This is a genomic window from Bacillus sp. D386, assembly GCF_006346415.1.
Map to the genome: position 1 here is coordinate 453,424 of NZ_VEMV01000004.1, position 16,305 is coordinate 469,728.

Here is a 16,305-nt window from a genome sequence, read left to right on the forward strand (position 1 = left end):
GGGCAGCTAGTTGGTACAGAACGGAAATGGCATGCATGAATAGTATGTTTATATACTTTTCTGAGGGGTATCCTGTTTTATTATGGACTATATATGAGGAGCTGTTGATATGAAAGGTATAAAAGAAATTCCTCGTGAAAAAACCGTTGATAACACCCTTACCCTATTATCAGAAGGGTACGAATTTATTTCTAACAGGCGAAAGCAATTCAATTCGGACATATTTCAGACTCGCCTTCTGGGACAGAAGGTTATTTGTATGACAGGAGAGGAAGCTGGAAGAGCCTTCTATGATGAAGATCGATTTATTCGTAAACCGGCAATTCCGATGAGAATTCAGAAATCTCTTTTTGGTAAAAATGGTGTACAAACGCTGGATGAAGGAGAACACCGACATCGTAAAGGGATGTTCATGTCGATTATGACACACCAAAGTTTGGACAAACTCCAGGAAATCACAAAAAAACAATGGATGTCGGTTATCCCTAAATGGGAAAAGAGTAAAAAAGTGATTTTAATGGAAGAGGCTAAACAAGTTCTTTACAGGATTGCCTGTGAGTGGGCTGGAGTTCCGTTAAAAGAAAAGGAAGTAAAAAAGAGAGCAGAAGAAATGTTTAATTTAGTTGATTCTATTGGTGGAGTGGGTCCAAGATACCAAAAAGGCAGATGGGCAAGAAGAGACTCAGATAAGTGGGTTGCTGATATTATTGGACAAGTACGGGATGGGAAACTAAGAGCTGAGCAAGGTACTGCTTTATCGATCATAGCTAATCATCGTGATTTGACTGGTGAATTGTTGGAACCGGAATTGGCTGCGGTCGAATTAATTAATATCATTCGACCTGTGGTGGCTAATTGTTATTTTGTTGTATTCTGTGCTATAGCGATGCATGATTATCCTGAGGTACGTAAATTATTGAAAACCAATAATGAAGTGTACAATAAAATGTTTGTACAGGAAGTACGTCGCTATTATCCTTTTGCACCATTTTTAGGAGCCAGAGTCCGCAAAGACTTTTATTGGAATGAATATCCGTTCAAAAAAGGGACATTGGTTCTTTTGGATCTATACGGAACCAATCATCATCCGAATCTTTGGGATGATCCAGATACATTTAACGTTGAGCGATTTAGAGAATGGAAGGACAGCCCATTTGCCTTTATTCCACAAGGCGGCGGAGATTATGATAAGGGACACCGTTGTGCAGGGGAATGGGCTACCGTCAAGATTTTGCAAACAACTGTTGATTTTCTAGTTAAAGATATTGATTATGAAGTACCCGAACAGGACTTAGCAATCAGTAAGACCAGAATACCAACCTACCCAAAAAGTGGATTCATTATCCAAAATGTAAAAAGTATTTAAATGAAGGGCACCCAGAGTGGGTGTCTTTTTTATGTTAAAGGGATTATAGGAAGCCACCTGTCTCTTGATAGGCTATTTTAATAAATATATAACCCCAGGGTGCATATAGGACACTTTTCTGCTATACGCATAATAGTGAGGCTAAAATTCGGGAGGTCTGAATTATATGTATCCATACTATAAGTATTTAAGGAAGGAAAGATATTGTAAAGATGTACCGATTGCTTTTCCTCCTCAACATCAAAGCGAGCATCCGGGGTTGGAATATGTAATGAATCCTAGACCTATATCTGAAAATCCATACTACAAAGGGAGCGGAAAGCTGGAGAGGAAGACTGCGCTTATTACAGGAGGAGATTCAGGTATTGGCAGAGCGGTCGCCTATTCTTTTGCGAAAGAGGGTGCGAATGTTGCTATTGTATATCTGTATGAGCATGAGGATGCCGAGGAAACAAAAGAAAGAATCGAGAAGCTAGGGGTTAAGTGCCTGCTTATATGTGGAAATCTTACCCATGAGGATATGTCAGTGGCTGCCGTTCGTCAATGTTTGGACGAATTTGGAAAGATCGATATTTTGGTAAATAATCATGCTGTACAGTTTGTTCAAAAACGGATTGAGGATATTACGGAGGAACAACTTGATTTAACATTTCGTACGAATATTTATTCCTATTTTTTTATGGTGAAGGCTGTCCTGCCACATCTCCAGCGTGGGTCTTCTATTATAAATACAGCTTCCGTAACAGCATATAATGGTCACCCTAAGCTATTGGATTATTCAGCAACGAAAGGGGCGGTTGTTACATTTACGCGTTCGCTTTCTCTTTCTTTAATAAAAAAGGGGATTCGGGTAAATGGTGTAGCTCCAGGACCAATTTGGACACCGCTGATTCCGTCTTCATTTTCAGCTGAAGAGGTAAAGACTTTTGGAACATTAACTCCTGAGGTACCGATGAAGCGAGCAGGCCAACCATTTGAAATTGCCCCCAGCTATGTATTTTTAGCATCAGATGATTCGAGCTATATGTCGGGGCAAATCCTCCATCCAAATGGAGGGGATATGGTAAGTTCGTAACAAGTAGTGACGAAACTGCAAGCCAAGGCATCCCCATCTGAATTGATCGAATATAGTATAGGTTTAGATTGTATCCATTGATATATCGTCCCATTCCTCATCCAAGATATTAATCATCCAATTTAGAGCATATCTTCTCTCGTAAACAACACCGGGACTAATTTCAATCGGAAATTCTTCATTATTCATACGAGTTTCGGCAATAGCCCAATGGAGTCTGTACAAAAGATCGAGTGCATCCAGTATTTCATTTTTGTCCCGATAGGAAGCCCGTTCCAATAGCTCTTCCTTGGTAGAATGCAATACAAGATCATAAAGTGTTTCTACATCGGATAAAGTATGTGGGAATGGAAGATCGGGTATCAGATTAATGGCCCATAAAAGGGCAGAGTTACATTCAATTTTCCAGGAGTAGGTGTTATATTCGTCCTGGTCAGGTTCTTCATTCTCAATGAACTCTTTTTCCTCAGGAGAAAATAATTCTTTCGCATTGTAACTCTCTAAAAATTCGTCGATCGTTTCATCGGGGGCACCGCTGCCTTTAGCCGATACTATAGTGATGGCAATAATTCGGTCAATCACCTGTTCAATTTCTTTAAAATGCAGGCTATTTTCACTTTCTAATGTATGTAAGTGTGTATTTATTGGGATTCCCATCTCTTTTAATAATTTTTCTGTCCGCTTTTTTCTTCCTATTGGACTATTCATTTAAATCTCCTCTTTCTGTACAAAGGCCTGCCTTTTATCTTGTAAATATGGATAATCATTTTGTCATGATGATTTTAACATATTTTGGTTAAATGATTGAATATTCTGCACTGGGAGGAGAATTTTGTAATTTTTTTATGTAAGAGGGTTTGTATAAGAGAGGTTTGATTTGAGTGGGCAGTTCACTCAGAAAGATAAGGTAGTACAAAAGAAAAAGAACGATGACATTACCACAGGATGTGGCGAATTTAGTCTTCGTTCCTTAACCCAGCCCTTCAGCCTTTTGCTTAATCCAGATTCAGGGCCTAGGAGCTCAGGACATAAGCATGACCTCTACAGGAGGGAGAACACCTCCTTCCGAGCTCCTGTCTTATGCTCCTCGCTCCTGAGCTAGGCCCTTCATCTTTTTGCTTAATCTAGCTTCGACGGCTAGAAGCTCAGGACATAAGCATGGTCTCTGCAGGAGGAAAAAACACCTCCTTCCGAGCCCCTGTCTTATGCTCCTCGCTTCTGGGCAAGCCGTCTCAGCTTTTTGTTTTAATCCAGCTTCAACTCCTAGTCCCTCGAGTCATAAGGATAGCCACTTCGGAGGCCTACAGGATGTAGGTCACAAAGGCGTTGCCACAGGACGTGGCGCCCATAGCCTTTGGTCCTTTATAGAGCGCCTCCCTACATGACTCCTCTTATGCTTGTCGGAGGCCTACAGGATGTAGGTCACGAAGACGTTGCCACAGGATGTGGCGAACTTAGTCTTCGATCCTTAACCCAGTCGTTTCAGCCTTTTGTTTTAATCTAGCTTCGACGGCTAGAAGCTCAGGACATAAGTATGAACTCTACAGGAGGGAGAACACCTCCTTCCGAGTTCCTGTCTTATGCTCCTCGCTTCTGGGCAAGCCGTCTCCGCTTTTTGCTTAATCTAGCTTCAGGGCCTAGCCGCTCGAGGTCGTAAGAATAGCCGCTACGGGAGGAAGAATCGTTCTCCCTGCGCGCCTCTTCTTACGCTTGTCGCGGCTGAGCGGGGCCCTTCAGCCTTTTGCTTTTTTCCATTTAGCTTTTTCCGCGAGTGCGGCGCGTTGGTTTTCTTTTCGGTTTAGGTAGGCGAGTTCGCGTTGGAGTTTTAGGTAACTGGCAAAGCGTTCTTTACTCAGCGTTTTATTGGATATTGCCTCCTGTACTGCGCAACTTGGTTCGGTTTTGTGTTTACAGTCTGTGAATTTACATTGTGAAGCTAATTCTTCTATATCAGTGAAACTATGACTGATTCCTTCGTCGGCTTCCCATAATTGTAATTCCCTCATTCCGGGAGTATCAATTATGATCCCTCCTCCATTAAGGATAACTAGTTCTCGGTGTGTAGTTGTGTGTCTCCCTTTATCATCATCTTTCCGAATGGATTTAACCTCTAGGATGCTGTCGCCGTATAGTACATTTGTTAATGTTGATTTACCGGTACCAGATGAACCAAGTAAAGCAACTGTTTTACCTTCTTGGATATAAGGGTCTAATTGCTCTAAACCCATCCTGTTTTCCGCACTGATAGCATGAATGGGTACACCTAATGCGACTGCCTCTACTTCTCTGATTTTTTGATCAACATCATCACATAAATCAGATTTGCTTAAAATAATGACAGGATTTGCTCCGCTTTCCCAAGCCATCAATAAGTAACGTTCCAGCCTGCGCATATTAAAATCGGTGTTTAGTGCATTGACTAAGAAAATGGTATCGATATTGGCTGCGACAAGTTGCTCTTCAGTTGTCACTCCAGCTTTCTTTCTTGAGAATTTACTTCTTCTTGGCAGTACTGCGTGGATGGTTGCTTTTTGCTCCTCTTTTCGGGAAGTGATGGCAACCCAATCACCGACTGCAGGAAAATCTGAGCTTTCCTTTGCTTCATGACGCATTTTGCCTGTAACTTCAGCTAAAAGATTACCATCTGCCGAGAAAACACGATACATACCTTTATGCTCTAAAGCCACGCGGCCTACTGTATATTCTTTATTGCTAAATTGTTTGAAAGCTTCTTCAAAATGCTGATTCCAACCTAATTGTTTTAAATTCAATTTAAATTCCTCCATATGATTGTTTTTGATTGCAAAATAAAAAGGAGGCCAAATACGTTGGTCTCCTTCATGTCGTTTCTGTGTTATAGACAGATCGGACAAATAAAAACCATGGGCGCACACAGCCCATGGATATATGCAAATTCAATCATGTTAAAATAAAGGAATTTTATGCATCCTTACCAGAGGGCTGTGATATGAAATTGACAGAAACTATATTTACGATTTGAGTTTCCATAATACATTCCTCCTTTAAGTAAGTGATTACATTAACTATAGTTTAATTATGTATGATTTGCAAATGAATTATTCAGTTTATTCTAAAATGTTTGTATATGACATATGTCATGTTCACCTATTGACGTTTATGACTAGTTTGGAGTTGAACTATTCTATAACATTAAGAATAAATATTGTTATAGAGGTGAATAAAATGTCCAAGGAGAAGAATATATCCTTAAGAAAACAAATTGCTCCCTATGAAAAGGCGAATACAAAATCAAGTGTAAAACAAATTCTAAATACATTTATTCCGTTTTTAATTCTTTGGTTTGCTGCCTATCAAAGTCTGGAAATTTCGTATTGGCTGACATTGTTTTTTGCGGTACTTACATCCGGTTTTGTTATTAGATTGTTTATTATCTTCCATGATTGCTGCCATCAATCCTTTTTTAAAAATAGGAAATGGAACGACATTTTAGGGACGATAACTGGAGTTATTACCATGTTTCCATATGAACAGTGGAAAAGAAGTCATTCCATTCACCATGCGACAAGCAGTAATTTGAATAAGCGTGGAACCGGAGATATTTGGATCATGACTGTCGAGGAATACAAGATGGCCTCGTTTAAGGAAAAGTTAATATATCGACTATATCGGAATCCAATTGTCATGTTTGGATTAGGTCCAATCTATTTATTTTTAGTTACAAATCGTTTCAATCGTAAAGGTGCCAGAAGAAAAGAACGCATAAACACGTATATTACCAATCTATCTATCGTCGTCATTTATGCGTCTATGTGCTTGCTCATCGGTTGGAAAGAATTTTTATTGATTCAATTGCCGATCTTGTTTATTGCAGGTGCTCTGGGAATCTGGTTATTCTATGTACAGCATCAATTTGAAGATTCATATTTTGAGGAAGAAAAAGATTGGGACTATGTCAAAGCGGCAATCGACGGAAGCTCCTATTATAAACTTCCAAGAGTTCTTCAATGGGTGACAGGGAATATAGGATTTCACCATGTCCATCATTTAAGTCCAAGAGTACCAAATTACCATCTTGAAAAAGTCCATAATGAGACTGCTCCTTTACAGCAAGCTACAACCATTACGATATCTTCAAGCTTAAAGGCCATCCGTTTTCGCTTATGGGATGAAAAAGGTAAAGGATTTGTGAGCTTTAAAGATATAAATGGGCGTGCTGGTAAGGTAAAATCATAATTTAGATGTTACAAAAAAATACAGTAAATTTACTGTATTTTTTTAATTTACTGGTATATGCTGAAGTAAAATCAATGGAGGGGGAGAGGGCAATTGAACGCTTTGAATCAATTATTTCCAAATAATAAAGGGTTGAATCTTTATATTTGGCTTGTATTTAGTATTCTCCCTTTCTACTTCATTTTCCACACAAAATCTATTTTTATGATGGTGTCAGGAGTCATTCTTATTCTGCTATTTTTTATTAGTAATCGTATTTCAGCCATTTCAAAAGGTGGATTTGTTTATTTCTGGGTAGGAATTCAAATGGCAATTTGTATAGCTATGTCATTAATTTTTGGATTTGTTTATTTTTCACTCTTTCTGGCTTATTATATTGGAACTGTTGAGAATAAGGTAGGTTTCTTTATTTTATATGGTATTCATGTTGGAGGCACAGTACTGACGGTTAATTGGGGATTCATTACTCAGAATCCACTCTTCTTTTCACAATTTCCTTTTATTTTAATATGTGTAATTGGTGTCATTTTACTTCCATTGAGCTCCTATAATATTCATAAAAGAGAAAGGCTTGAGGCCGAGCTGAAAGATGCTCACAAACAAATATCGGATTTAGTTAAGCTTCAGGAACGCCAGCGAATTGCAAGGGACTTACATGATATTCTTGGTCAGAAACTCTCGTTGATCGGACTGAAAAGTGATTTGGCCGGTAAGCTGGTACAAATAAATCCGGAGCAGGCAAAGAATGAATTGAAAGATATTCAAGTGACTGCAAGAACAGCATTAAAAGAAGTGCGTGACATTGTAGCTGATATGAGGGGCACCAAAATGGAGGATGAATTAATCCGTATCAAGCAAATATTGAGAGCAGCTCAAATGGAATTTTATGTTGAAGGAGAAGAGAGTATCCAGAAGATTCCGCTGCTTGTGGAAAATGTATTGAGTATGTGTTTAAAGGAAGCTATCACTAATATCGTGAAGCATAGCAGGGCCAATGAATGCAGACTGGATATTAAAAAAACGCATACAGAATTAACAATGATTATTCAGGATAATGGAACAGGAATTGTTGAAAAAGAAATGGGTAAAGGGAATGGATTAAAGGGAATGAGGGAGCGGCTTGAATTTGTGAATGGAAGCCTTGATATTCGGGTTAATTCAGGAACAGAATTAATTTTTAAAATTCCACTGATAGAGCGGAACGTTCAACAGGAGGTAATGGCATGATTAAAATCGTAATAGCTGAAGATCAAAGAATGCTGCTTGGTGCATTAGGCGCATTGTTAGATTTAGAACCAGATATGACGGTGGTTGGTAAAGCGAAAAATGGAGAGGAAGCTATATCCATGATCAAACAGCATAAGCCGGATGTTTGTGTGATGGATATAGAAATGCCTGGTAAAAGTGGACTGGATGTCGCAGAAGAATTAAAGGGAAGCGCATGCAAAGTAATTATACTTACAACCTTTGCGAGATCGGGTTATTTTGAAAGGGCACGAAAAGCGGATGTACGCGGGTATTTGTTAAAGGACAGTCCAAGTGAAGAACTGGCCAACTCTATCAGGGTTATTATGGATGGACGACGTATTTATGCACCCGAACTGGTTGACATGATATATGAAGAGGAAAACCCTCTAACGGAACGTGAACAACAGGTTTTGGGCTTAATAGCTGATGGAAAAAATACGAAGGAAATTGCCAATCAACTATTTATAACAACAGGAACGGTTCGAAACTATATCTCTGTCATACTTGATAAACTGGACGTCAATAATCGAATAGAAGCTATCTCTCGATTTAAGGAAAAAGGCTGGTTTAAGTAGAATATGTTGTTATTTTTAAAAAATATGATTGATATTGTTATAATATACCAGTAAAATCTAAATTATATGATGAAAAATAGGTAAAATAGGATTGAACAAATGTAGTAATATGTTCCTATTTTGCTTTTTCATTTATCGGAGGAAGTATTCCTTTTAAACATCTTAAGATCTACATTTCTATTACCTCAAAGTAAAACACTTCTTAGTACAGCAAGTTTTACATCTAGAACAGATGAATTTGCCACTTCTATTAGATTGATTAAACCACTATTCACATAAACATATTTTCAGATAATAAAATACTATATTCCCATGAGAGTAAGAAGTTATTTCATGCACCTTTTCTCGGTACAATAAAACCTAAAAGAGGAAATTACTGTTTTAATTTTATTGACGGACAAACTTTATATACATATAATTCTAAGTAGTCCATATAATATCAGAAAATATAAAATATTCCGTAAATGTCAGCAAGGGGGTAGTATTTTGATTGTCTTTGATCATGTAAATAAGTATTTTGGTGATTTTCATGTTCTAAAAGATATAAATCTACAAATTGAAAAGGGAGAAGTAGTAGTCGTAATTGGACCTTCGGGATCTGGTAAAAGTACGATGCTCAGATGTATTAATCGTCTCGAAGCGATTAATAGCGGTACTTTAAAAGTAAATGGTATTTCGGTGACGGATAAAAAGACAAATATCAACGAGCTTCGTCGTGATATCGGTATGGTATTTCAGCATTTTTATTTATATCCTCATAAAACAGTCCTTCAAAATATAACATTGGCTCCTATGAAAGTGTTGGGTAAGTCTGAAGAGGAAGCCGTAAAGACCGCAAAACTATATCTTGAAAAAGTAGGTATTCCTGATAAGGCAAATGCATTTCCTGCTCAGCTTTCCGGCGGGCAGCAACAACGTGTTGCTATTGCGAGAGGATTAGCAATGAATCCGGAAGTCATGCTTTTTGATGAACCAACCTCCGCTCTCGATCCTGAGATGATTGGTGAAGTATTGGATGTTATGAAAGCGCTGGCGAAGGAAGGTATGACGATGGTTGTCGTCACGCATGAAATGGGCTTTGCGAAAGAGGTTGCTAATCGTATTGTCTTTATGGATGAAGGAAAAATTTTAGAAGAATCCACACCGGCTGAATTCTTTACGAATCCACAGGAAGAAAGGGCTCGTTCATTCTTAAGCCGTATTTTAAATCATTAATAAGGGGGAAAAAGAATGTCATTAAAAAAGTTTTGGAAGGTATCAATACTCTCAATCATTGCTGTATTCATGTTAGCAGCCTGCGGTAGTAAAGAAGAAACAACCGGAGGATCATCTGAAAAGGGTCTGGAGAAAATTAAGGATAAAGATAAAATCGTATTTGGCGTGAAAAATGATACACGTCTGTTTGGATTAAAAAATACGAGCACTGGTAAAGTAGAAGGCTTTGATGTGGACATTGCAAAAGCACTGGCTAAAGAGGTAATTGGGGATGAAAATAAAGTAGAGTTCGTAGAAGTGACTTCTAAAACACGTGTGCCACTGCTACAGAATGGAAAAATTGACGCTGTTGTTGCCACTATGACAATTACAGAGGAACGTAAAAAAGAAGTAGATTTCACAGATGTTTATTTTGAAGCAGGTCAATCATTGCTTGTTAAAAAGGGAAGCAAAATTAAAAGCATAGATGATTTAAAAGCAGGTACCAAAGTTCTTGCTGTTAAAGGTTCTACTTCTGCTATTAATATAGCAGAAAAAGCACCGGATGCAGAAGTTCTGCAATATGAAAACTATGCAGAAGCTTTTACAGCACTTAAATCCGGACAAGGAGATGCTTTAACAACGGATGATGCCATCCTGTATGGAATGGTTGATGAAGATCCTTCGTATGAATTAGTTGGCGGACAATTTACGGAAGAGCCATATGGAATCGCTGTTAAAAAAGGTAATACAGAATTAGTGGATGAATTAAATAAAGCTCTAAAAACAATTAAAGATAACGGAACTTATGATGAGATACTTAATAAATGGATCGAAAATAAATAATTTCTCCGATCAGGATGGGCATGTATGCTCATCCTGATTGATTAAGAGGAGTGAATCAATTGCTGGATTTTTCTATACTCGCAGAAAATATGGATATGTATTTGGAGGGTTTTTTAAAAACGATACAAATTAGTTTATTAGCCCTCGTAGGAAGCTTTTTTTTAGGGGCATTGATTGCAGTCATGAGGATTGCGCCGTTCAAGCCACTAAATTGGATTGGGACTGCCTATGTTGAATTTGTCCGAAATATCCCCTTATTGATCATTGCATTTATCTTTTATTATGGAGCGAAAATGCCAGGCTTTGCGGCGGGATCATTAGCATTAACGATCTATACAGCTGCCTTTATAGCAGAAGCCATTCGTGCGGGGATCCTTTCAATTCACAAAGGGCAAATGGAAGCAGCCCGTTCATCAGGTTTAACCTATGGGCAGGCTATGAGAATGATTGTTTTGCCACAGGCTATAAAAGTTGTAATTCCTCCATTAGGCAATCAATTTATCAATTTAGTTAAAAATTCATCCATTTTGGCTGTCATTGCCGGCGGTGAATTAATGTATCAGGCTGATTTGATCTCTCTCCACACATTTGTTGTATTTGATGTCTATATTTTTGTTGCTATATTCTATTTGGTTATCACCATTCCACTAAGTTTAGGTGTTGGCTATTTAGAAAAACACCTGGAAAAAAGCTCGTAAGGAGGCGTAATCATGGATTTTGCAGGAGCATATACACCCGATAATCTCAAATTTTTAGTAGATGGATTTCTTGTTACGCTAAAGGTTGCTGTAATTTCTATTATCCTTAGTTTTATTATCGGGGGGATATTAGGAATAATCCGTTATGCCAAGGTACCATTGTTATCAAAGATTGTGGCGGTTATCGTAGAAACGATCCGAAATCTGCCACTAATCCTAATTATTTTCTTTGTTTATTTTGGTTTACAGGATCCAAGCAGAGGCTGGTCCTTGAATATGAGTGTAACGACTGCGGCCATTATGGCGTTAACCATTTTTGAATCTGCCATGATTTCAGAAATTATCAGAAGTGGCCTAAACTCAGTGCCAAAAGGACATATAGAAGCAGCTCGTTCATCAGGTTTAAATTACATACAGACACTTATTCATATTATTTTGCCACAGGCCTTGCGGAACATGGTTCCACCTATTGTTAGTCAGTTTATTTCCTTGTTAAAAGATACATCATTAGCGGTTATTATTGCATTGCCAGAACTGACACATAACGGCCAGATTATTTACGCGCAAAACGGGAACTATATTTACCCCATCCTGATTCTCGTTGCACTTATGTATTTTGTGGTTAATTACGGTTTATCCTTAGTTGCAAGAACATTAGAGATTAAAAGGGCTTAGAGTGTGTACTTAGCATCATCCTTAAGGAGGGATGATGCTTTTTGCACATTAGTTTAGGTATATGTCATATACATAAAGAAAAATGGTTCATTTAATTAACTCGATGTATCTTGGTATAGATATAACTATTTTTTTATAGGGCATATTTATAGTATGATAGTCAATGAGGTTGTTCTAAAGATATCTCACTAACAGGATTATCGTTTTACTCATGAATGTGATTTTAGCGATTTCCAACCATTTGCAGTGATTTCCCAGAGTGAATCATGTATATAATAAGATATGACAAATATAAATTCAGAAGGTTGAGAGTATGAATAAACAAAAAACAATTGAAGAATTGCAGCAGATTATTCAAGCAGAACATATTAAACAGGATGAACCTTTACGTGAATATACATTTACTAAAACGGGTGGGAATGCAGACTTTTTGGTGTTGCCTACAACCTATGAAGAGGTTCAAAATACGATACTTTATGCACATAAGAATGATATTCCGTTGACGATTTTAGGGAATGGATCGAATTTAATTGTTAGAGATGGTGGAATTAGAGGAATTGTCCTGATTCTAAACCATTTAGATAAGATTTATATGGAAGATGGAAAAATTATTGCCCAGAGCGGTGCAACCATTATTGATGTATCCCGATTTGCTTTAGAACAGAAGCTGACGGGATTAGAGTTTGCTTGCGGAATCCCTGGTTCAGTCGGTGGAGCTGTGTATATGAATGCTGGTGCTTACGGTGGAGAAATTTCACAGGTCATTGAGTCAGCTATCGTGTTAAATGAGAAGGGTGAGCTTCTTACATTGACGAAGGATGAGATGGAGCTTACTTACCGTAGCAGTTTGATCGCCAAGCAAAATTATATCGTTTTAGAAGCCCGTTTTGTTCCAGTACCGGGAGATGTAAAAGTAATTAAAGAAAAAATGGATGAGTTAACCTTTTTAAGGGAGTCCAAGCAACCGCTTGAGTATCCTTCCTGTGGAAGTGTATTTAAACGTCCGCCTGGCTATTTTGCGGGTAAACTGATTCAGGATAGCGGTTTGCAAGGGGCTCAAATTGGTGGAGCACAGGTATCTACAAAGCATGCCGGTTTCATCATTAACACTGGCGATGCTACTGCTACTGACTATCTGGCGCTGATTAAGCATGTTCAGGACACGGTTAAAGCTAATTTTGGCGTCAGCCTGGAAACAGAAGTAAAAATAATTGGTGAAGAAGAATAGAATTTGATAAATTGAATGTCTGGCCCCTCATAAAAGAGGGGCTTTTTTAGTGTCAATTCTTATGCAAAAGGGTATAAAGGAGCAAAAAAGTTTAGATTTTCCCGAAATAGGATATAGTAATAAGTAGGGGAAAATGGTTTGTTTCAAAAAAATACATAGAAGGAGTGGTTGTTTGCAGCCAAAGATAAGTATAAAAAATGTTGTAAAAGTGTTTGGAAAATCTCCACAATCTGCACTTGAATTATTGAAGCAGGGCTCTTCAAAAAAAGATATCTTAAAGAAAACAGGATGTACGATTGGGGTTAATAATGCCAATCTTGATATCTATGAAGGAGAAATTTTTGTTGTTATGGGGTTATCGGGGAGTGGGAAATCCACGTTGATTCGAATGTTAAACCGTCTAATTGCCCCGACATCCGGTGAGATTTTGATTGATAATGAGAATATAGTTAACATGTCACCGGCTGAATTACGTGAAACTAGAAGAAAGAAAATTAGTATGGTGTTTCAAAACTTCGCCCTATTTCCTCATAAAACTATCCTGGAGAATACAGAGTATGGATTGGAAATTCAAAAAATACCTGAACAGGAACGAAAACAGAAGGCAATGGAATCACTCGAAGTAGTTGGCCTAAAAGGATATGAAGATCAGTATCCATCCCAATTGAGCGGCGGGATGCAACAGCGTGTTGGACTTGCGAGGGCTTTGGCCAGTGATACAGATATTCTTCTTATGGATGAGGCATTTAGTGCCCTTGATCCACTTATCCGCAAAAGCATGCAGGATGAGCTGCTGGAGATCCAGGATAATTACAAAAAAACAATTGTGTTTATTACGCATGACTTGGATGAAGCTTTAAGAATAGGTGATCGGATCGCTTTGATGCGTGATGGCAGGGTAATTCAAGTGGGAACTCCTGAGGAAATCATGATGAATCCTGCCAATGATTATGTTGAACGATTTATTGAAGATATCGATTTGTCACATGTTCTGACTGCGTCTTCGATTATGACTCGGGCGGAACGTATTACAATTGACAGAGGTCCTCGTGTTGCCTTACAAATTATGAAAGACAGGGGATACTCCAGTATATTTATCGTAGACCGCAAGCAGACACTGCTTGGGGCGCTCTCCGCCGACCAGGCAAGAGAAGCTATTCTAAAGAAAATCCCTATAGAAGAGGTCATGACAAAAGAAGTGCCAACAGCATTGGAAAATACGATTCTATCTGATTTGCTCGACGATATGGCAAATGCACAAATCCCATTAGCAATCGTTGATGAAGCTAACAGATTGAAGGGTGTTCTTGTACGTGGTGTTGTCATTGGAGCATTGGCTGGTAACAAAGATGTACTCCAAGATAAGGAGGAAAGTCAATGAACCTAGAAAAATTACCGATAGCTTCTGGAGTAGATCGTTTTATTGATTGGGTAACAGAAGTATGTGGACCACTATTTAATTGGATTTCGATGTTCATTCAAACTATTATTGATACAAGTGTGGAAGTACTGGGCTTAGGACCTTCCATTCTGTTAATTATCCTGATTACTCTGCTAGTTTTATATACAAATAATTGGGGCATGGCATTATTAACGTTTATAGGATTATTATTGATTGATAATTTAGGATTATGGGATGCTATGATTCAAACATTGGCATTAGTATTGGCATCCGTACTGATTACGGTTATTGTCGGAGTCCCAATTGGTATTTGGGCGTCACAGAGTAATACGGTGAAGAGAATTGTAATGCCGATTCTGGATTTCATGCAAACGATGCCTGGCTTCGTTTATCTGATTCCTGCCATCCTTTTCTTTGGAATTGGAGTCGTTCCGGGAATCGTGGCCTCTTTTATTTTCGCTGTTGCGCCGACGATTCGAATGACGAACTTAGGAATCCGGGAGGTTCCGGCAGATTTAATAGAAGCTTCTCAAGCCTTTGGTTCCACCACGTGGCAGAAAATCACAAAGGTCCAACTGCCATTGGCTGTTTCAACGATAATGGCCGGAATCAACCAAAGTATCATGCTTTCTTTATCTATGGTGGTTATGGCATCCCTTGTTGGTGCGCCTGGATTGGGTGCCGAGGTATACCGTGCCGTTTCGCAAATAGCAGTAGGTGAAGGATTCGAAGCTGGTTTAGCACTTGTTATCATTGCAATTATTTTAGACAGATTATCGCAAAACCTCAGAACTCCTGTATATGAAAGAGTAATTGCTAAGAAATGGGTTTATAGTTTCATCATCTTAATTTTCCTTGGAGGATACGCATATATAGCATTATCTTCTTCTGCAGAAACAGGTACAAAAGATGATGCTTATGTGGGCAATCAGGTGGATTATAAAATTGTGGGTATTGAGCCTGGAGCAGGAATTATGTCAGCAACTGAAGAAGTGTTGAAGAAATATGGACTGGAAGAAGACTGGACTTTGCAGGAAGGATCATCTGCTGCTATGGTTGCTGAGCTTCAAAAAGCTTACGATAATCAGGATCCAATTATTCTGACAGGTTGGACACCGCATTGGAAGTTCCAAAAATATGATCTGAAATATTTAGATGATCCCAAGAATGTATATGGCCAAAGTGAAAACATCCATACATTGGTCCGAAAAGGCTTGAAAGAAGAGTTGCCTGGAGCAGAACAAATCTTAGATCAATTTTACTGGACTCCAGCTGATATGGAAGAGGTAATGGTGGACATGGAAGGAGGAATGACACCAAAAGAGGCAGCCGCCAAATGGATTGAAAAATATCCAAATAAGGTGGATCAATGGCTGACAGGTGCAGAAAAGGGAGAAGGACAAAGTATTAGTCTAATCTATGTTGCCTGGGAGTCAGAGATCGCATCAACAAATGTTATTGGTGAAGTATTAAGAATGCATGGATATAGTCCGGAATTAAAGCAGGTAGAAATTGGGCCGATGTTTGCATCAATTGCCAATCAAAAAGCAGATGCCATGGTTGCGGCTTGGCTGCCATTAACTCATAATGCCTACTATGATAAGTATAAGGAAGATTTAACCGATCTGGGTCCAAATCTAAAAGGTGCCAAGAGTGGACTCGTTGTTCCTACTTACATGGATATAGATTCAATCGAGGATCTAGTGAAAGAATAATTGAGTAAATGACATATTGTTTTGCAGATGATTTAGGGCATGAGTTCGGTACTTTACTGGACTCATGC

Annotated in this window: 14 protein-coding genes; 12 read left to right on the plus strand and 2 right to left on the minus strand. The window is 38.5% G+C overall.

Features of this window, described 5'->3' with window-relative positions; all coding sequences use genetic code 11:
- The first annotated feature begins 109 nt into the window (after nt 1-109).
- Nucleotides 110-1,366, plus strand: a complete 1,257-nt coding sequence (gene cypC / locus FHY45_RS14175; protein WP_139892240.1) for a CYP152 family fatty-acid peroxygenase CypC — start codon at nt 110-112, stop codon at nt 1,364-1,366.
- A 166-nt stretch (nt 1,367-1,532) separates the two neighbouring features.
- The gene (locus FHY45_RS14180; RefSeq protein ID WP_066106347.1) at nt 1,533-2,441 is read left to right on the plus strand and encodes an SDR family oxidoreductase; all 909 of its coding nucleotides are present in this window, start codon (nt 1,533-1,535) and stop codon (nt 2,439-2,441) included.
- Nucleotides 2,442-2,504: 63 nt separating this feature from the next.
- Here FHY45_RS14180 and FHY45_RS14185 read toward each other — a convergent pair whose 3' ends face one another.
- A complete protein-coding gene (locus FHY45_RS14185) occupies nt 2,505-3,149 on the minus strand; it encodes a DUF4272 domain-containing protein (protein WP_139892241.1) in 645 nt (214 codons plus the stop codon).
- A gap of 1,025 nt (nt 3,150-4,174) precedes the next feature.
- The gene (rsgA, locus tag FHY45_RS14190; protein WP_139892354.1) at nt 4,175-5,227 is read right to left on the minus strand and encodes a ribosome small subunit-dependent GTPase A; all 1,053 of its coding nucleotides are present in this window, start codon (nt 5,225-5,227) and stop codon (nt 4,175-4,177) included.
- A gap of 418 nt (nt 5,228-5,645) precedes the next feature.
- Here rsgA and desA point away from each other — a divergent pair, with 418 nt between their 5' ends.
- The 10 genes from desA (at nt 5,646) to FHY45_RS21150 (ending at nt 16,237) form a co-directional block, all read left to right on the plus strand.
- A complete protein-coding gene (desA, locus tag FHY45_RS14195) occupies nt 5,646-6,656 on the plus strand; it encodes a Delta(5) desaturase DesA (protein ID WP_139892242.1) in 1,011 nt (336 codons plus the stop codon).
- A 93-nt stretch (nt 6,657-6,749) separates the two neighbouring features.
- A complete protein-coding gene (locus tag FHY45_RS14200; protein WP_139892243.1) occupies nt 6,750-7,883 on the plus strand; it encodes a sensor histidine kinase in 1,134 nt (377 codons plus the stop codon).
- On the plus strand, nt 7,880-8,479 hold the full coding sequence (locus tag FHY45_RS14205; protein WP_139892244.1) for a response regulator transcription factor: 600 nt from the start codon (nt 7,880-7,882) through the stop codon (nt 8,477-8,479). Before FHY45_RS14200 ends, FHY45_RS14205 begins: the two co-directional genes overlap by 4 nt.
- 486 nt (nt 8,480-8,965) lie before the next feature.
- The gene (locus FHY45_RS14210) at nt 8,966-9,694 is read left to right on the plus strand and encodes an amino acid ABC transporter ATP-binding protein (protein ID WP_066106365.1); all 729 of its coding nucleotides are present in this window, start codon (nt 8,966-8,968) and stop codon (nt 9,692-9,694) included.
- Nucleotides 9,695-9,709: 15 nt separating this feature from the next.
- Entirely contained in the window at nt 9,710-10,519 is an 810-nt protein-coding gene (locus FHY45_RS14215; RefSeq protein ID WP_139892245.1) for a transporter substrate-binding domain-containing protein, read from the plus strand.
- Between the two features lie 62 nt (nt 10,520-10,581).
- Entirely contained in the window at nt 10,582-11,217 is a 636-nt protein-coding gene (locus FHY45_RS14220) for an amino acid ABC transporter permease (protein ID WP_077248128.1), read from the plus strand.
- Between the two features lie 12 nt (nt 11,218-11,229).
- Nucleotides 11,230-11,892 (plus strand): amino acid ABC transporter permease, encoded by a 663-nt coding sequence (locus tag FHY45_RS14225; RefSeq protein WP_139892246.1) that lies wholly within the window; start codon nt 11,230-11,232, stop codon nt 11,890-11,892.
- A gap of 313 nt (nt 11,893-12,205) precedes the next feature.
- Nucleotides 12,206-13,120, plus strand: a complete 915-nt coding sequence (murB, locus tag FHY45_RS14230) for a UDP-N-acetylmuramate dehydrogenase (RefSeq protein ID WP_139892247.1) — start codon at nt 12,206-12,208, stop codon at nt 13,118-13,120.
- A 172-nt stretch (nt 13,121-13,292) separates the two neighbouring features.
- Entirely contained in the window at nt 13,293-14,501 is a 1,209-nt protein-coding gene (locus tag FHY45_RS14235; protein WP_066106383.1) for a quaternary amine ABC transporter ATP-binding protein, read from the plus strand.
- A complete protein-coding gene (locus FHY45_RS21150) occupies nt 14,498-16,237 on the plus strand; it encodes a glycine betaine ABC transporter substrate-binding protein (protein WP_066106386.1) in 1,740 nt (579 codons plus the stop codon). Before FHY45_RS14235 ends, FHY45_RS21150 begins: the two co-directional genes overlap by 4 nt.
- Nucleotides 16,238-16,305 lie beyond the last annotated feature (68 nt).